This is a genomic window from Asaia sp. W19 (assembly GCF_003994335.1).
Taxonomy (GTDB): domain Bacteria; phylum Pseudomonadota; class Alphaproteobacteria; order Acetobacterales; family Acetobacteraceae; genus Asaia.
The window spans coordinates 39156-56727 of sequence record NZ_PNQZ01000060.1; the positions used below are offsets into that span (position 1 = coordinate 39156).

At 61.8% G+C, this 17572-nt stretch carries 18 protein-coding genes; 8 read left to right on the top strand and 10 right to left on the bottom strand.

The window, feature by feature from the left end:
• Positions 1 to 4: 4 nt before the first annotated feature.
• Positions 5 to 1027: a nicotinate-nucleotide--dimethylbenzimidazole phosphoribosyltransferase gene (locus C0V97_RS10980; RefSeq protein WP_127102634.1), complete on the top strand. Its 1023-nt coding sequence runs from the start codon at positions 5 to 7 to the stop codon at positions 1025 to 1027.
• The gene (locus C0V97_RS10985) at positions 1028 to 1801 is read left to right on the top strand and encodes an adenosylcobinamide-GDP ribazoletransferase (protein ID WP_233582111.1); all 774 of its coding nucleotides are present in this window, start codon (positions 1028 to 1030) and stop codon (positions 1799 to 1801) included.
• A gap of 94 nt (positions 1802 to 1895) precedes the next feature.
• On the opposite strand, the gene C0V97_RS10990 is transcribed toward C0V97_RS10985, so the two are convergent.
• The 3 genes from C0V97_RS10990 to C0V97_RS11000 all read right to left on the bottom strand — a co-directional run bounded on the left by C0V97_RS10990 (position 1896) and on the right by C0V97_RS11000 (position 5358).
• Complete coding sequence (locus C0V97_RS10990; RefSeq protein ID WP_127102680.1) at positions 1896 to 2921, bottom strand: WD40 repeat domain-containing protein; 1026 nt, start codon at positions 2919 to 2921, stop codon at positions 1896 to 1898.
• A gap of 5 nt (positions 2922 to 2926) precedes the next feature.
• A complete protein-coding gene (locus C0V97_RS10995; protein ID WP_127102635.1) occupies positions 2927 to 3889 on the bottom strand; it encodes a GTP-binding protein in 963 nt (320 codons plus the stop codon).
• A 95-nt stretch (positions 3890 to 3984) separates the two neighbouring features.
• Positions 3985 to 5358 (bottom strand): O-antigen ligase, encoded by a 1374-nt coding sequence (locus C0V97_RS11000; RefSeq protein WP_127102636.1) that lies wholly within the window; start codon positions 5356 to 5358, stop codon positions 3985 to 3987.
• A gap of 850 nt (positions 5359 to 6208) precedes the next feature.
• Here C0V97_RS11000 and C0V97_RS11005 point away from each other — a divergent pair.
• A complete protein-coding gene (locus C0V97_RS11005; RefSeq protein WP_127102637.1) occupies positions 6209 to 6676 on the top strand; it encodes a hypothetical protein in 468 nt (155 codons plus the stop codon).
• A gap of 430 nt (positions 6677 to 7106) precedes the next feature.
• Here the strand turns inward: C0V97_RS11005 and C0V97_RS11010 are convergent, their stop codons facing one another.
• From C0V97_RS11010 to C0V97_RS11020, 3 genes are all read right to left on the bottom strand, one after another.
• Positions 7107 to 7679: a cytochrome b gene (locus C0V97_RS11010; protein ID WP_127102638.1), complete on the bottom strand. Its 573-nt coding sequence runs from the start codon at positions 7677 to 7679 to the stop codon at positions 7107 to 7109.
• Positions 7676 to 8782, bottom strand: a complete 1107-nt coding sequence (locus C0V97_RS11015; RefSeq protein ID WP_127102639.1) for a catalase family peroxidase — start codon at positions 8780 to 8782, stop codon at positions 7676 to 7678. The genes C0V97_RS11010 and C0V97_RS11015 overlap by 4 nt, the downstream gene beginning before the upstream one ends.
• 114 nt (positions 8783 to 8896) lie before the next feature.
• Positions 8897 to 9235, bottom strand: a complete 339-nt coding sequence (locus C0V97_RS11020; protein WP_370265474.1) for a DUF1272 domain-containing protein — start codon at positions 9233 to 9235, stop codon at positions 8897 to 8899.
• Between the two features lie 114 nt (positions 9236 to 9349).
• Here C0V97_RS11020 and sodC point away from each other — a divergent pair, with 114 nt between their 5' ends.
• Positions 9350 to 9898 carry a superoxide dismutase[Cu-Zn] gene (gene sodC, locus C0V97_RS11025; protein ID WP_127102641.1) on the top strand — a complete coding sequence of 183 codons (549 nt, stop codon included), beginning with the start codon at positions 9350 to 9352 and terminating at the stop codon, positions 9896 to 9898.
• A 114-nt stretch (positions 9899 to 10012) separates the two neighbouring features.
• On the opposite strand, the gene C0V97_RS11030 is transcribed toward sodC, so the two are convergent.
• From C0V97_RS11030 to mtnA, 4 genes are all read right to left on the bottom strand, one after another.
• Entirely contained in the window at positions 10013 to 10477 is a 465-nt protein-coding gene (locus C0V97_RS11030) for a nuclear transport factor 2 family protein (protein ID WP_127102642.1), read from the bottom strand.
• 22 nt (positions 10478 to 10499) lie between these two features.
• The gene (locus tag C0V97_RS11035) at positions 10500 to 11774 is read right to left on the bottom strand and encodes an adenosylmethionine--8-amino-7-oxononanoate transaminase (RefSeq protein ID WP_127102643.1); all 1275 of its coding nucleotides are present in this window, start codon (positions 11772 to 11774) and stop codon (positions 10500 to 10502) included.
• A 44-nt stretch (positions 11775 to 11818) separates the two neighbouring features.
• The gene (locus C0V97_RS11040; RefSeq protein ID WP_127102644.1) at positions 11819 to 12778 is read right to left on the bottom strand and encodes a DUF2272 domain-containing protein; all 960 of its coding nucleotides are present in this window, start codon (positions 12776 to 12778) and stop codon (positions 11819 to 11821) included.
• A 168-nt stretch (positions 12779 to 12946) separates the two neighbouring features.
• Positions 12947 to 14050: an S-methyl-5-thioribose-1-phosphate isomerase gene (gene mtnA / locus C0V97_RS11045; RefSeq protein WP_127102645.1), complete on the bottom strand. Its 1104-nt coding sequence runs from the start codon at positions 14048 to 14050 to the stop codon at positions 12947 to 12949.
• Between the two features lie 231 nt (positions 14051 to 14281).
• Between mtnA and C0V97_RS11050 the strand changes: the two genes are divergently transcribed.
• The 4 genes from C0V97_RS11050 (at position 14282) to C0V97_RS11065 (ending at position 17552) form a co-directional block, all read left to right on the top strand.
• Positions 14282 to 14914 carry an NUDIX hydrolase gene (locus C0V97_RS11050; protein ID WP_127102646.1) on the top strand — a complete coding sequence of 211 codons (633 nt, stop codon included), beginning with the start codon at positions 14282 to 14284 and terminating at the stop codon, positions 14912 to 14914.
• Between the two features lie 4 nt (positions 14915 to 14918).
• Positions 14919 to 16001, top strand: coding sequence for a glycosyltransferase family 4 protein (locus C0V97_RS11055; protein ID WP_127102647.1), 1083 nt, complete (start codon positions 14919 to 14921; stop codon positions 15999 to 16001).
• 78 nt (positions 16002 to 16079) lie between these two features.
• Positions 16080 to 16508: a hypothetical protein gene (locus C0V97_RS11060; protein ID WP_127102648.1), complete on the top strand. Its 429-nt coding sequence runs from the start codon at positions 16080 to 16082 to the stop codon at positions 16506 to 16508.
• 138 nt (positions 16509 to 16646) lie between these two features.
• Positions 16647 to 17552 carry an SDR family oxidoreductase gene (locus C0V97_RS11065; RefSeq protein WP_127102649.1) on the top strand — a complete coding sequence of 302 codons (906 nt, stop codon included), beginning with the start codon at positions 16647 to 16649 and terminating at the stop codon, positions 17550 to 17552.
• Positions 17553 to 17572: the final 20 nt, after the last annotated feature.

A 17572-nucleotide genomic window follows, 5' to 3' on the forward strand; every position in this document is an offset into this window, starting at 1 on the left:
GGCCATGTCACCCTTCCCCTCCCTCAGTGCCCTGCATTCAGCCTGCCTCGCCCTGCCCGCGCCCGATGACGCAGCGCTCGCAGCCATACGGGCACGTGAGGCGGTCCTCACCAAGCCAGCGGGCAGTCTCGGCCAACTGGAAGAGATCGTGGCCTGGTACGGTGCCTGGCGTCCACTTGTGTTGACCCAGGTCGATATCTGTATCTTTGCAGGCAATCATGGGGTTCTCGCCCAGAATGTGTCCTCCTGGCCGGCAAGCGTGACAGCGGCCATGGTCGAAAATTTCGAACAGGGTGGCGCCGCCATCAATCATCTGGCGCAGGTCGCAGGGGCCGGACTACATGTCGTCCCTGTGGGAGCGCTCGCACCCAGCGCGGACCTGACGGAGGCCCCGGCTCTCACCGTCACACAATTCCTGGAAGCGGTCTCGACAGGCTATGACGCCGTACCCCAGGGCTGCTCCCTGCTGGCCCTTGGCGAGATGGGGGTGGGCAACACCACCGCAGCCGCGGCCATGGCTGCGGCGTTTTTCGGTGAGGATGGACGCTACTGGGCCGGGCGCGGAGCGGGCCTCGATGGTCAGGGCGTGGCGCGCAAGGCGCGTGCCATCGACAAGGCTCTGGCGCTCCACGGACGCAACCATGCCCCCCTCGATCTGGCGCGTCTCTATGGCGGCTGGGAGCTGGCCGCACTCATGGGCGCCACCCTCGCAGCGCGGCATCGGCGCATTCCCGTCCTGCTCGACGGTTTTGTGGTCACGGCGGCTGTGGCTCCCCTGGCCGCCGTGACCGCGACGGGGCTTGCCCATACGCGACTTGCCCACAGATCGCACGAACAGGGCCATCATCAACTGGCGTCGAGGCTCGGTCTGAACCCCCTCCTCGATCTGCAGTTGCGTCTTGGCGAGGGGTCGGGCGCTGCACTGGCCGTCCCGCTTGTGCGTGCGGCCCTCGCCTGTCACAATGGCATGGCAAGTTTCGCAGATGTCGCGATCGACGATAAGAACGAACGAATAAATAATAGCTGAATGATGACTCTACGCGCAGATTTCGCTGCGGGGCTCAGCCTGCTGACACGGCTGCCGACCGGCTGGATTTTTCCCGGGTCGAAAACCATCGATCTGGCCCGATCGAGCTGGTGCTGGCCCCTCATAGGAGGCGCGATCGGTGCCGCAACCGGTACAATCCTGACCGTTGGTGTCATGCTTGGCATGCCCGCGATCGTTGCTACGGGATGGGCTGTGATTTTCCAGCTCTTCCTGACAGGCGCTCTGCATGAGGATGGTTTTGCCGACAGCATGGATGGTCTGTTCGGCGGCCGGACCTCGGAACGGCGTCTGGAAATCATGCGCGACAGCCGCATTGGCAGCTATGGCGCTCTCGCCCTGTGCCTCGCCATACTGCTGCGCGCCGGCACGATGAATGCCCTGGCGGGACAGCCCCTGCATATCATCGCCATTCTGATGACCGCCGGGGCCTTCTCGCGACTGGCGCTGATGCTGCCCATTCTCTGGCTGCGCCCTGCGCGCGCTGATGGTCTGGCGCATGAATTGCGGCATCTGCCCGCACGCTGCCTTCTCGTCGCGATGCTGTTCACGGCCCTGATTGCCAGCTCGCTTTCGATTCTGGGCGCGCTTTCCCTGTTTCTCTTCGCCTGTCTGGCCACATTGGCCCTGTGCAGCGTCGCCTATCGTCTGATCGGCGGGTACACGGGCGATATATTGGGTGCCACGGCCATTATTGTGGAGCTGACCGTATTGAGCGGTGCCAGCCTGAATGGCTTCGACAAGCTTCCTTTCTGAGAGTGTCTCGTCCGAAAGGGGGAGGAGAATTCCCGCCCCCGCCCTCTCAGATCGGCTCGATCCGCCTCAGCGTCGCATTTCTCTCCCGGGCGCCTCAGCTGGCCGAGGAGAGATCGATGGCAGCAATCACGCCATCATCCGTACCGAACACCATGACACCACCCAGCGGGGAGAAGGCCAGACCGGTTACCTTGCCGCGCTTGCCGAGGCAGATGGGCAAAACGCGTTCTGAGCCGAGCTCGGCGAGAAGGACCGATCCGTCTTCGAAGCCTGCAGCGATGATATCGTTCTTGGGATGTGCCGCGACGGCGGAACAGAACACGCCGGGCAGCCGGGCGAGCTCGGTAGGCGGTTTGCCCATCGGGCCGCCGCCAAAGAAGGGCCAGAGCACGATGGCATCAGCGCCCGATGTGGCGAGCCAGCGCCCATTACGGGTGAAGGAAAGCGAGGTCACGCGCTTGGGATAGCCGCTCATGCGCATGTTGTGACTGTCGGACAGGCGCCAGCCATGCAGGTCATTCTCCTGCATGGCGGTAACAAGCGCCTCGCCGGCGGGATGAATGGCGAGCGTGGTGTGGCTGCCCTTCCATTCGAGCGGGCGCACCGTATCCACCTTCGCGCCTACAAACCACATCGACACGCCATTATAATGCGAGGCCGCGACGCGCTTGCCCTTGGCATCGAAAACGATGCCGGTAACGGTCGAGGGGTGTTCGAGCGTCTTGAGCGTCGTATCACCGGACGCATTGCGGATTTCGAGCTGCTTGCCGACGGAAAAAGCGATGTGCTCGGTGGTGGTCGCCACGCACTCGACCCAGCGACGGCCCTTGTGCAATGCGGTTACCGTGCCATCGGGCAGGGTACGGCACAGACGGTTATCCTCGCCGCCACTCACGAACCCCGCCTTGCCGGTATCGGGAGCAAGACAGAGCACAGCGCCGTCATGGGCTTCGATACGTAGCCAGGTCTCGGGAAGCTTGAGCCCGGCCACAGGGATGAGAAAGATCTCACCCTCGACCGTACCCAGCGCGAAGGTCTGTCCGTCGCGCGCGCAGGCGACGGCTGTGACAGGGGAGCCAATGGTCTTTTCCGCGCCACGTGTGGCGAGGAGTTCAGTCATCTCGCTCATGCGCGGCAGCTCTCGAAGCCACGGCGCAGCTGCGGACGGTTCAGATTGCGGCCGATGAAGACGATGCGCGATTCCGTGCTGTCACCCTCCTTGCCCTTCCCGATGAAATCGCCATCGGCCATCATGTGGACGGCCTGGAACGCAAAGCGCTCCTCCTTGCCTGCAAAATGCATGATGCCCTTCGAGCGCAGGATATCCGCACCCTGCTCCTGCAGGATCGCACCGATCCAGGCCTGGAAGCGCTGCTCGTCGAGCGGTTCCGCAACAGAGAAGGACATGCTGGTCACGCCTTCCTCATGCGAATGCTCATTATTCTCGAGGAAGTCGGGCATGGTTTCGAGGGCACGTTCGAGATCGAACCCGCCCTGGTCGAGCACCGTGCTGAGCGCCACGGCACTGTGCCGGGCACGATGGATCTGCACGCTGGCATTGATCCCGCGCAGACGGGCTTCGATGGCCTCGAGCCCGGCCTCATCCACCAGATCGGTCTTGTTGAGAATGATCACATCAGCAAACGCGACCTGACGAATGGCCTCGGGACTCTCATCAAGGGTCTGGATCACGTTATAGGCGTCCACGACGGTCACGACGGCGTCGAGACGGGACTTCTCGCGCAGGTTTTCGTCCACAAAAAAAGTCTGGGCCACCGGAGCTGGGTCAGCAAGCCCGGTGGTCTCAACAATGATACCGTCGAACTTGCCGCGCCGACGCAGCAAACTACCCAGGATACGGATCAGATCGCCGCGCACGGTGCAGCAGATGCAGCCGTTATTGGTCTCGAACACCTCTTCATCTGCGTCGACCACCAGATCGCCATCGACCCCAAGCTCGCCGAACTCGTTCACGAGCACCGCATATTTGCGTCCATGTTCGCTTGAGAGGATGTGATTGAGCAGGGTGGTTTTCCCGGCACCGAGAAAGCCGGTGAGAACAGTGACAGGGATCTTGGTTTCGGACATCGGCACTCCGGATCTTCGCGAAGAGTTATGGTCGGCTCAGCATATAGGGTGGCGGAGAGGCGAGGAACAGAGGCAGACTTCAGCGCGCGCGTTGCTCAGCCCTGACGCAGCACGATCGGGCTCCCCGCATGCGTTCCGGCCTCGGGTTCCGGAGCGTCGTCGATGCGGTGCCAGGCTTCGGCAAGCCCCACGCCCAGCAACATGAAAGCCCATCCCCCCAGAGGAAGGTTCAGGAAATCACTGGCTGAGGCGAGCGGCCATTCCTGCACGAAAAACGCGGCGAAAAGGCCGATACGCCAGGCCTGGTGGGCCCCGCGCCACGGCCAGAGGGCACGCAGACAGGCGAACACGAATCCACTGAAGAGAAACAGCCCGGGTACGCCCGCATTGGTCAGCGCCTGCAGATAGTGATTATGGGCGTGCTGCACGCAGATGGTCCGCCCGCCGCCATCCACCTCCGTGTTGAACCATGGCAATCCGTGATGGTAGATCGGGTGGGAGCAGGCATGGCGGAAGGCGTCATAACCCAGGCCCGTCACCGGATGATACTGGGCCATGATAATGGCGCGGGTGAAGACCTGGCCGTATTGCGACTGCCAGAAATGCGTCATCTGATCGGCCGCGAGAATGACCAGATGATGAAATGCCTGCGGCGCAAGAAAGCGGACCATCAGGACCAGAACCGGCAAGCTGCAGGCCGCCACGATGGCTGCGGGGCGCATCGGTCGATAAAAGGCCGCGCAAACGGCAATTCCCAGCACAGTAAGGACCGTCGGTATGCGTTGCCCGGCGAGCACCATCAGCGCCATGACAGCAATGGCCAGAAGACTCATTGCGACAAAACCCTGCAGACGGATCGCGCGCGCAGGCGGGATACCCTGGCTTCGGCTGCGGGCGACGAGCCCGGCGCAACCCAGCATCATGACGGGCAGGACGAGTCGCGAGAAAGGCGCCGCAGCGCGCGGATGGGCATAAGGCCCGGTCAATGTTCCATCGATATAGCGGGGATAACCAAAGAGATTATGGCCGAACACCGCCTGGATCACGAATTGCAGGACGAAGTAGAGGCAGCAGATCACGAGCACCCAGCGCATCGCCCCCCGCACGGAAGGGAGACGCAATGTCCAGACCTGCATGGCCGCCGCCATCAAAGGGAAGCGAATTGCCAGACAGGCCTGGGTCAGGGCCTGAGAGGACCCTAGTCCGATATGCGGCAGGGAGCAGACGATTTGCCAGACCCACCAGAGAAGGGCCACGCGTACCCAGAATTGTCGTCCCCAGCCCCAGCCGATCCGCGCCTCTGTCGAATGACCCGAGCCCAGACCGGAGCGTATGAGCAGACCGATTGCCAGCACGTCCATCGCAATTTCGGAAAAGACCCTGCCATGGGTGAGAAACACCGGCATAAGCAGCGTCATCCCGATACCGAGGCGGTCGAGTGCCGAGATGAGACGATCTGTTCTTGTCATGGTTTCGGTGATGCCTCGTCCCAGCATATGGCGCAAGAGAGCCGCTGATTACCTGTTAGGGCTCCAGAAAAAGGACACCACAACTCCTATTAGAGGCTTTTTCATGAAGCGAGGACCGGGCCCGATAGTCGCGCGTGTCTATTCCGGATCCTTCACCGTCAGATCCCGGCCCAACCCAGGATCTCTGCAACCCACGCCATACTCTCTTCTGCACCGGATCGATCCCCTCCTCCGGGAAGTGAAGAGAGCAAGCCGAGCTGCCTCCTTTGCATTCCTACGATCAGAAAAACGTGCCGCCAGAACGCTCGCAGGGCGCAGAATTGCGCGTGTATGGCCAGGCAGGGCGATGCCCTGTGGCATTCTCGAGCGAGGAGTCGCCTGATGCAGATATTCGAGTACCGATTGGGGATCCATCGCTTCCCCGCAGGCCAGTAAGCTTTTTCGTGCACCCAGCAAACGGTGCGGGGGGACGATCCGAACCCCAGTGAAACAGGGCTTCCCGCCTTTGCCAGAGAAGCCCCGCATCGATCCCGCCCTCGCGATGGTATCGGCCTGTCCGCCTCAGTCCCCTCCTCGTGACGCAGCCATAATAACACAAACGTGATGGCCAGTGCCGAAGGCGCGAAATGAAAATCCGGCCCTCACGCGCCTGCATCCGAATGCGGGACGCCGAGGAGGGGCTGGGAAAACGCGCCCGCACGACGAGGCATTTCTACCTCGATGGAAGGCGGCACCCTCTCACCGTCTCGCGAGCGCATCCCCCGCACGGGAACGAAAACCGGATCGGTGTGTTAACGCATCACAGTGTTAACGCTGCACAAGCCTTCCCATTCTGAGAGGATCAACAACAATGCGCGCATACACCCGCCGGGCCCTCGCCGCCTCGACATTCGCCGCTGCGGCTCTGGCCATCATGCCGGTTGCGCATGCAGCACCCAAGGCACCCGATGCACTGGGCACGCCGGTCGGCCAGATTACCCTGACCGCCAAATCGGCTGATGTCGGTATCGGTTATACCTGGGGCCAGGGCACACTGACCTTTGGTCACAAGACCTATCGTTTCAAGATCTCTGGCGGCAACATCGCCGCTGTGGGCTTCTCGAAGATCGAGGCCACGGGCGTCGTCTACAACCTCAAGAACCTGCATGATTTCGATGGTGGCTATGGCGCCCTGAACGGCGATGCCACACTCGACCGCGGGATCGGCGGCGCCATTCTGAGCAACAGCAATGGCGTGAAGATCAAGATCACGACGGCCACGCGCGGTGCGCATCTGGCCGCTGGCGGTCAAGGTCTGTCGTTCCAGATCGAAGACTGAGCGTCCGTCGGTCGTTCAGCGAGAAAGGCGGCCTTCGGGTCGCCTTTTTTTATGGCGTTCTCCAGGCCTGTGCTGCGCGCGCGCGCTGATCAGGCGCTCTTCCCTGAAAACGCACCCGATCACGCTGTGGCAGAACACGCGTATGAACTCTGAAAAGGCCTCAAAAGCACTTTTTCCGTAGGGGCGTGGACGGTGCCAAGCGTCGCTTCTGCGCATAGAGAGCAATATTCCAGGCGTCGTGAAGAGACGCATGTCGTGTGCTGTGCAGGGCATCAGCGTCGCACCAGGAGAAGATGAGCCTGTCTTGCCGCCGGTGATGCGGGGCAGGCTGAAGCGACAAGCCGTCCTTTCCAGGCGCCCCTGCTGCACGGAGGCAGAATTGCGACGGAAAGAGCCATTCCCCCCGCGTAGCGCGCCAGATCCCTTGGGGTCAGTCCGTCGGTTGGCTGGAAGAGACTGAAGGGGCCTTCCTTTGGCCCATCATGCTCCGCAGAACAGTGTCGCGCCGGATCAGCCCATGAAAGAGCGCCGCACCGCTATGCGCGAGGATCAGACCGAAGAGCCCGAAAGCCAATATGGTATGCGCCAGTCGCAGCCAACCCCACAGTGCCGCATTTCTGGGCAGGATGGGCGGTAGCAGCACATCGCTACCAAAAAGAGGAACAGGATAGCCCCCCGCAGAGAGCATGGCCCAGCCGATGAGAGGCAGCGCGATCATCAGCCCGTAAAGGGCCCAGTGCGACGCATGCGCAGCCAGAACGAGAACCGGGGAAAGATCTCCAGGCAAGGCGGGCGGCGGATTGAGCATGCGATTGAGCAACCGCAGAAGGGCCAGAATCAATATGGCCAGCCCCAGAGGCCGGTGAAAGGCAACGAGGGCATGATAGGCGGGCCCGACACTGGATGCCATGAAGACACCCACGAAAAGCATGATCAGAACAAGCACGGCCATGAGCCAATGCAGGAACCGTGCGCTCCGTGCGAAAACGAGAGGGGGAGTCATGAGGCCTTCTCCGGGACCGGAACTGTCGCAGGGCTATCTGGCCGGGTCGGGGCCGAGGGCGAGAAGGACGGCACAGGACGGCCCTCGCGTGAGCGCTCGGCAAATGAGCGCATATAGGCAGCCGAGCGCGCCTGAAGCACAGGATCATCCGAAGGCGCAATGCCGGGCGGCAGGATCAGAGGATCAAAGGTGATTCCTGTGCATGCTCCGGTGGTCTCACTCTCGATCCTGTCGAGCGTCAGCGTGCCAGCCTCGATCTGCTGGTCGTTCTGGGACCATTGGCGGCTCGGATCACGCACATTTTCTCCCTTTCCCGCAAGGGTCAAAACCAAATTCCAGCGCAGCGGGTGCGAGGAAAGGGCCTCATCTAGTTGCTGGAACAGGGAGTCCTTCCCCTGCTCCGGAGCTTCGGTAAAATGCTGCTCCTCAGGCACCATGGCAAAACGAACGGGATGGGTCTGCCCTTTCGCGTCTTGCAGGATAAAACTGTTCAGACTGCGATAGGTGTCACTCTCGAACCCCGAGGTCACCTGACGGCGCGCCAGGGCCATCCCGGCCGCTGCCAGCCAGGGATGGGCCTGGCGGAATGCGGCCACAGCGCCGGGGTCGGGCTTGCCCGTGACCGGATCAGGACGTACCGCCTTCTGAAGCGCCTGGAATTCCTGCGGCGTGCTCACCGGAAATACCGGAATGTCATTCAGCCCCATGCGCCATTCCTGTCCGTCAGGGGCCATCAGGCTCAGCGCCATGCTGCGCACTTTTCCTGGAGCATCGCCCTGATACGGCATACCGCCTGCCAGCGCGAACCGTCCGATCACGGGCACTCTCTCCGCCCGAAACGCAAAGGCGGTCGAGAGCGCCGCGGCAGCGCCTGACCCCTCATACCAACCTGCAACGCGGACGCCCTTGGCATGATTACGCCTGAAACCCGGATGCTTGCCATCCACCCCCTGAAGCGCGGAAAGGAGGGTGTTCTGCGTGACCCGATGCGGGCTGAACCATCCGCCTGCAGCCGCGAACCCGGCCAGAAGCAGGCACGGCAGGGAAACAACCCCAAGCCAGCGTACCAACCCGGAAGACGTCCCGGGTGCGTTCTTGGCCATGACGATCCATTCTCCGCAGCGATCATGCTGGCAATCGGAAGCGTCTGGCGCTTCCCTGCCCTCTCTCGACCGAACGCTATCAAAGAGCTGGGAGCGCCGTTAGAAAATTCCGTTTTAGGAACGAGGGTCGGAACACGCCCCTAGCACCCGCTGACCCGAAGCTGGATTTTGCGCAAGATGAATGGCAGGTCTGATCGGGCGTCGTACAAGCTCGCCTTGGCAATTCGGACAATGCCCCCCGAGACGGGTTTCTGCGCAGCGAATGCAGAATGTGCACTCGAAGGAGCAGATCAGCGCATCCAGCGCCTCCGGCGGCAAGTCGCGATCACAGCATTCGCAGTTCGGTCTCAGAGCCAACATGAAGAGTTTTCCTACGAGGTTTCGAGGGACCATGCCCTGTTTGGCTGAATCATGCGACCGAGAAGAACCGGTCGCGTTGCACAGTGCGCACATTCCAGGCCTTGCGGCAGGATTGCGAAGCCTTCTCAACTCAGGCAGTCTCGTGACGTTTTCGCACAGATTTTCCCCGGTGGCGGCTTGTCGCCCCCCAGCTCGAGGTCTCCCACCATGCGTTCAGCCCTGCTCAAGGCCGTCTCTCTTTTCGCCCTTTCCGGCGCACTCGTAACGATTGCGCTTACTCAGGCCTCGTCCGCCCAAGCTGCCGATACGGCGTCTGGTGCGCTGCTCGGCAATGACGGCAAAGCCCATGGCACCGTGACCGTGACCGACGCACCGAAAGGCGTGATCCTTCGCGTGGTTGCAGAAGGTCTGGCTCCCGGGTGGCATGGCATGCATTTTCACGAGAAGGGTAGCTGTGTCCCACCGAAATTCACAAGCGCGGGCGGTCACGTCCACGCGGTTACACCGGTTGTGCACGGTCTGCTGACCCCGAATGCGACCGATGCCGGCGATCTGCCCAATCTCTATGTCGCGAAGGATGGCACAGCGACGGTGGAGTTCTATTCCACCCTCGTCTCCCTTCATGGCGTCGAGGGGCGCCCGGCCCTGAAAGATGCCGATGGCTCGGCGCTGATCATCCATACCAGCCCGGACGACTATACCACCCAGCCGATCGGTGGCGCTGGCGCCCGCGTGGCCTGCGCAGTTCTGAACTAGGCATCGAGGCCCAACAGCCAACCGCCCCCGATGTCCTCATAAGATTCCCCTTCCCCGCAGGGAGGGGAAACCCGGCGTGATAGCGTCTTTCACCCCGACCGAAATCCGGAGATATCAGAGACCCAGATCGCTCAGGCCGGGATGGTCATCCGGTCGGGCACCTTGCGGCCAGTGAAAAAGACGATCCGCCTTTTCTATCGCCAGGTCATTGATCGACGCCATGCGACAGCACATCAGCCCCTGGCCATCGAAGATCCAGTTCTCGTTTCCGTAGGACCGGAACCACTGCCCCGTCTGATCGTGCCATTCATAGGCAAATCGTACGGCGATACGCGCGCCCTGAAAGGCAAAAAGCTCCTTGATCAGCCTGTAGTCGCGCTCCTCCTCCCATTTCCGGGTCAGGAACGCGATAATGGCCTCTCGGCCTTGCAGGAATTGACTCCGGTTGCGCCAGACGCTGTCGGGACTATAGGCCAGGGCCACCTGCCCGGGGTTGCGACTGTTCCAGCCATCTTCGGCGCGACGCACCTTGAGACGGGCGGAGTCCAGGGTAAACGGCGGTTTGAGTGTCTGGGGCATGGGGATATTTCCCTGATCGCCGTCACGCGATTTTCCGAAAAGCACCGTCTCTAATCACCTGGATGACCGCTCCGGTAAGAAGAGACAGATCCTCGGGCGTGATCGTGAAGGCCGGTGTCAGATAAAGAATGGTGCGATAGGGCCGTACCCAGACTCCAAGAGCGACGAGGGCAGCCTTGAGTCGCGTCATATCCTCGATCTGATCCAGCTCGACTACGCCAATGGCACCAAGCACGCGCACATCGCGCACGCCGGGCAGGGCGCGACAGGGCTCGAGTCCGGATTTCAGACCAGCGGAAAGAGCTGCGATCTGAGCCAGTCTTGGCTCGCGAGCGAACAGATCGAGCGAGGCACAAGCCGCCGTACAGGCAAGGGCATTGGCCATGAAGGTCGGGCCATGCATGAGCGCCGCGCCAGGAGCATCGGACAGGAACGCCTCGAACACATGGCGCCGCGCCACTGTGGCGGCAAGAGCGATCGTTCCGCCGGTCAGAGCCTTGGAGAGGGTAATGATATCAGGCACGATCCCGGCCTGCTCACAGGCAAACATCGTGCCGGTGCGACCGAACCCGGTGAAGATCTCGTCGAGAATCAACAGGACATCGTGCCTGTCGGCCAGCTCTCTCAGGCGGACGAGCACCTCAGGGGCATGGAAGATCATGCCTCCCGCCCCCTGGACCAGCGGCTCGACGATAATGGCGGCAATCTGATCGCCTCTCCGGCTCAGCAGGTCGTCCAGTGAGTCGAGACCGGCCTCGTCGCGCGGCAAATCGGCAATGACCTGCTCAGGAAAAACCCCGGCAAACAGGCTGTGCATGCCTTCTTCCGGGTCACAGACCGACATCGTGGCCAAAGTGTCACCATGATAGCCATCGCGGAAAGACAAAAGCTTCGTGCGGCCTGTTACCCCGCGATTGATCCAATACTGGATGGCCATTTTCATGGCGACTTCGACCGCAACCGACCCGCTATCAGTGTAGAAACAGTGATCCAGATCTCCCGGTAGAAGGCTCGCCAGACGGGTGGAGAGCTCGCGCACGGGTTCGTGTACCAGCCCCCCCAGCATCACATGGGGCATGAGATCGAGCTGCGTCGTCAAGCGTGCGCGAATATGCGGGTGGTTGTAGCCGTGACAGGCTGTCCACCATGAGGCGATACCATCGACCAGAACCCGCCCGTCCTCGAGATGGATTCGCGTACCCTCGGTACGCTGCGCCACCAATGGCGCGGGCGCCTCTTTCATCTGGGTATAGGGAAGCCAGATCAGGGGCAGATCTGGCGTCGTCTCATCGGTCATGACATCTCGTACAGGCCGGGATCGCCGGGTTACTGGGTTACGGGTTATTGGCCGCTATCGGGCTCGCGATCTGCATCGTACAGCACCTGAAGCACGGCACACCACGGATACCGCGTATCATAGAACTGGCCTTCTGCCGTCGCGAGCGCTCCGTTCGAATCGGTCGGTACATGGGTGAGCGCCACTGTGTCATCCACATTGCCGCCGATGATGCTCAACTCATTGCCAAAGGGCGGAGCATTCTGATGCGTGGCAACGACGATGCCACAATGCGAGGGAAAGCCGTATGACGTGGGCAGCATGGCAAAGGTCACGCTGCGACTCTTGCCTCGTCCCACACAAAGCAGATCACCCAGCTGCGGCGCATAGGTCTTGGGGTCCTGGGCGCGCAGCCCGGTGGACTGACCCGATGCGGCCGCATTGATATAGGTCGAATGGTTGGGCGAATACGGGAAGCGATCATTGGCCCCAGCCACACGCATCACATAGGAGATGAAGGCGGCCGACCAGGCATAATGTCCGTCGTTCTCAGGGCGGAAAAGCTGGCCGTCGGCGTTGTATTTACCACTCCACGCCACTTCCGTTTCGTACGGGTCCTGACCGATCCACCAATACTCCCCGACGCGCTGCCACAACCCCGGGATACGTTCCGGCTTCAGCGAGGGCGCGCTGGGCTCGGGCCGGTCCTCGGGATCATCATCACTGACGGGGCTGCCAAACATGCGCCATTCGCGCATGGCGATGGCTACGACATCCTGACGATTGAACGGCACAAAATTGCGCGAGGCAAAATCGGGCACATGCCCGTCATACCCATAGGCTCCGACACGTCCATTGGCGTATTGGGCCATGGGCGTCTGGGCCGGATTCTGAGCCACGGGTTGAGCGGTATTGGCCGCACAGCCCGAGAGCAGAACAGCAACACCGAGCGCGAGAATTATTCGCGCCGGTGCGCCTGCGTGACTTTGTGCAATCGGCAAGAAAGAAGACAGTCCGGCGCCCATGATGATTCTCTACTCCCTGTATGCGCAACGAGCGCCGAACAGCGCCGGTTCATTACAGGGAGATAGGAACGAGTGCGGCGCTGCGGTCAAGTGCCGCCCCTGACCTCCAGGGGCAAGGCCTCGACCATATCCCCTCAGGATCGAGGCGCCGGTGCAAGCGCAGAAAACTCAGCCGGCCTGGTCGGGGAACAGAGCGGCTAGGGCGGAAGCGCTGGCGTCGCAACGTCCGCGTTCGGTAATGAGCCCTGAGACGAGGCGCGCCGGCGTAACGTCAAAGGCCGGATTGGCAGCGCTCGTGCTCATCGGTGTGACGCGGATGCGGGCGGCCTGACCCTGCTCGTCCAGACCATGCACATAGGTCACTTCCTCGCCCGAGCGTTCCTCGATGGGAATTTCCTTCACACCATCGGTCACGCGCCAGTCGAGTGTGGAGGAGGGCAGCGCCACCCAGAAAGGCACGTTATTGTCATGAGCGGCCAGCGCCTTGAGATAGGTGCCGATCTTGTTGGCCACATCACCCTGACGAGTCACGCGATCCGTGCCGACGATCACCAGATCCACCTCACCATGCTGCATGAGATGGCCACCCGCATTATCGGCGACGAGGGTATGCGGTACGCCATGCGCGCCCAGCTCCCATGCGGTGAGCAAGGCGCCCTGGTTGCGCGGACGGGTTTCATCCACCCAGACATGCACGGGCAGACCCGCATCATGCGCCATATAGATCGGCGCGAGTGCCGTTCCCCAATCGACGGTCGCAATCCATCCTGCATTGCAGTGGGTTAGAATATTCAGGCGTTCCTGCCCGGGGCGACGCTTTTCCCAAAGGGTGCGGAACAATTCGAGACCGTGACGGCCAATGGATTCATTGACTTGCACATCCTCGTCGCAAATCGCATCGGCTTCGGCATAGGCCGCCGCCACACGCGCTTCCGGGGTAACGGGTTTCAGATGGGCCACCATACGCTCGATGGCCCAGCGCAGATTAATGGCGGTCGGGCGCGTCTCGACCAGACGCGCTGCAGCGTCTTCGAGCCCCTTATCCGTCGCATCCTTCTGAAGCGCGAAGGCAAGCCCATAGGCGGCGACAGCCCCAATCAGCGGCGCGCCGCGTACCTGCATGGTGCGGATGGCGTGCGCCACCTGCTCTTCCTCCCGCAGCGCCAGAATATCCAGTGTCCAGGGGAGCCTGGTCTGATCGAAGATATGAACCAGCTGCGGGTCCTGTGCGTCGCGCCAGACGCTGCGATAGGGCGTGCCGTTGATTTTCACGTGGAGTTCCGTCTTTCGGGCGTCATGAAGAGTGGCCCTCCATGTGGCAAATAAGGGCATCAGACTCAAGTTCCAGCCCCGCCCTTTCCCCGACGCGTCCGTGAGTCTTCATGCAATTGCCACAGGAATACGCCACGGGCGTGACCCATAACCACCGATATCACAAGGGGATGTGGTTTTACGCACGCGCCGTTACACGCTAAGCTATCCCATAAGCAGAAGGACCCCATCATGAGCGAACCGCAATGGCTGACCTGGGCACGCGATGTTCAGGCGATCGCCCAGAACGGGCTCACCTTTTGCCAGAACCCCTATGACCGAGAGCGCTACGAACAGCTCAGGAAGCTTGCCTCCCAGATGATCGGGGCACTGGGGCAGGGCGATCCGGATTCCGTGCTGGGCCTTCTGGAAAACGAGAAGGGCTACGCCACCCCCAAGATCGATGTGCGCGGTGCGGTGTTCAATGACCGGGGACAGATCCTGATGGTGCGCGAGGCCATCGATCAGGATCGCTGGACCCTGCCCGGTGGCTGGGCCGATGTGAATTACACCACAGCGGAGAACACGCTCAAGGAAGTGCTGGAAGAGAGCGGTTACACGGCTGAGATCGTGCGTCTCGCCGCGCTATGGGATCGCAACAGGCAGGGCCATCCGCCCGATATCTACAGCTGTGCCAAAGTCTTCTATCTCTGTCGCCTCACCGGCGGCAGTCCGAGCATCGACAATCTGGAAACATCGGGGATCGGCTGGTTCGACAGGGAAACCCTGCCCGACGATCTCTCCCTGACACGCCTGCTGCCGCATCAATTGCAGCGCATGTTCGACCATCACGACCAGCCGGATCTGGCAACGGATTACGACTGAAACCATGAAGGTTCTGACCGTACTCCCCCGGCGGGAAGGCTATGCGCCCGACCGGGCTGGCGCCATCGCTCTGCTCGTGTCGCGGCTCGCTTCTCCCGAGGATATCGTGATCGGCACCGAGATCACCGGCACACCCCTGCCCGGTGGGCAATTCGTGGCCGTGAGCGAACCAGGTGGGGTTCACCGCTGGCGGCGTGACGGTACGCGCTATCGCATCGCCTGCCAGCGCGAGATCAAGCGTCACAAGCCCGATCTGATCGAGGTCCATAACCGCCCTGCCCTGGCGCGCGCCCTGAGCCGCTGCGGCATTCCGGTGCATCTGATCCTGCATAACGACCCACAGGACATGCATGGCGCGCGTCGCCCGCGCCAGAGACAAGAACTCATGCAGCATGTGCGTGTGTTCGTCGTGTCGCTCTGGCTGCGCCGTCGCTATCTGGAAGATCTGGATGACGGGCCGGTCACGGTCATGCCCAATTGCCTAGACCTCACAACCCTGCCCACGCCGCCTGCCGAACGGGCGAAGCTCGTGCTTTTTGCCGGGCGCATGGTGTCTGACAAGGGTGCCGATGCCTTCGTGCGGGCCTGGGCTGCCGTCAGCAAACAGGCGCCAGGCTGGCGCGCCATCATGATCGGCGCCGATCGCTTTCGCTTCAATTCGCCCCGCACCACCTTCGTCGACCGGGTTGAAGCGAGCGCGAACGCGGCAGGAATCACGTTATGCGGCTACCAGATGCATCATCAGGTGCTTGAAGCGATGGCCGCAGCCTCTATCGTGGTGGTCCCCAGCCGCTGGCCCGAGCCCTTCGGCCTCACCGCGCTCGAAGCCATGGCGAGCGGTGCCGCCGTGATTGCCTCGCCGCGCGGCGGATTGCCCGAGGTGGTCGGCAATGCCGCCCTTCTGGCTTTACCGGATGAGGGCGATGCCCTCGAACAGGCGCTGCTGCGCCTGATCGAAGAGCCTGCCCTGCGCGCTGCATGCGTCGAGCGCGGCTATGTGCAGGCGCGCAAATTTGATCTCTCTCCGGCACGGGAAATGCTGCAGAAAATGCGCGAGCGTTCGGTAAAAAGCGGCAATCGCCGCTAAAACGCTCCAGTTTGCGCCGCATATTCGACACATTGAGATCATTGATTGACATCGAACGGTATTTGACTGCGAGGACTCATGTTCAAGACACGTTTTCTGCCCGCCCTGGCCCTGACAGCTCTTGTATCAGCGCCACTGGCCCATGCGCAGACTTCCGGATGCAACAACAATACTTCCGGTAACGATATGATCGGTCGACTGGCCAATAAGGAAAACTGCCTGAATGACCGCGTGCAGAACTGGCAGAACAAGAATCACGAAGCTGCTGAGGCCCGTGAAAAGAAGCTGACCGACCTGCGTGACAAATACACCAACGCCCCCGAGCGCGAGCGTCAGAAGATCCAGAACAAGATCGACGACCAGAAGAACAAGCTGAACGAGATCAAGCAGGAACGGACCCAGCGTATCGATCAGTTCCGCTCTGATCAGAAAGAGCAGCATCAGCGCATGAAAGCGCTGTCTGACAAGACAAAGCAGGATTTCCGCAATCTCGGTCGCCTGAACTGAGACATCTGCCGAAATGCCCCGCCCTGCGCCCGACAATGGGGGTAACGCAGGGCCACGCCTCGGAGCCTCAGATTAAAAACGCCACACCTCGCCGAATCCGCATGTCGTGCTTTGACATTCACGGGTAAGACGAAGCGCATGACGGCTTCCCTTCCCCCGCATACTTCCGATGTGACGACCGGCCGCCCTGATCCGCAAACGCACGATCAGGCCTTCTCAGCGCTGCCTGGCAGGCTCGTGGTGCTGACCGGCGCCTCCGGCGGGATCGGTATCCTCACGGCGCAGCGCCTGCTGGCCGAAGGGTATCGCGTAATAGCTCTGTGCCGTTCCAGACCCGCCCTCGACGCACCGGGTCTGCGGCACCTCCCCTGCGATCTGGGCAGTACGGCATCTCTTGCCGAGGCTGCCACATGTCTCCAGCAAGAGGGATCGGCCCTCCATGCGCTCATCCATTGCGCCGGAACCATTACCCCCTCTTCCGTGGCAGAGGCGCAGGACGCCGATCTGGTGGCCCAGATTGCCCTCAATCTCACCGCCCCGATCCTGCTGACACGCCAGCTTCTGCCGCTCATGTCCCTGCAAGATCATCGACCGCACAGGCATGTGGTATTCGTCAATTCGATGGCGGCCGTCATGCCGCTGGCAGGCAGTGCGGTCTATGCCGCCTCCAAGGCAGGTCTGCGCAGCTTTGCCCTGTCTCTGGCTCAGGAGATGCGCCACAGCGGAATCACGGTCAGCACGGTGTTTCCTGGAGCGGTTCAGACCGAGATGCTGGCACGCGAGATGCAACAGGGAGGGTCGATGCTCAACTATGTCAGCACACCGCTCGACCCCGATCATGTTGCGCGCGCCGTCACGGCACAGCTCGCCCGTCCGCACACCGAAACCTACCTGCCCGCCATGGACGGCATTTTCGGGAGGCTCTGTATGCTGGCCCCCAGGCTGCTGGGGCTGACCCTGCCATTGCTCGGCGCTCTCGGACGGCGCGGCTATCGCAGGGCCATGGCGCGAATGCCCCGTACCGGCGATCATCGCAACAGCTGATTGACAAGCCCCGGGTCCTG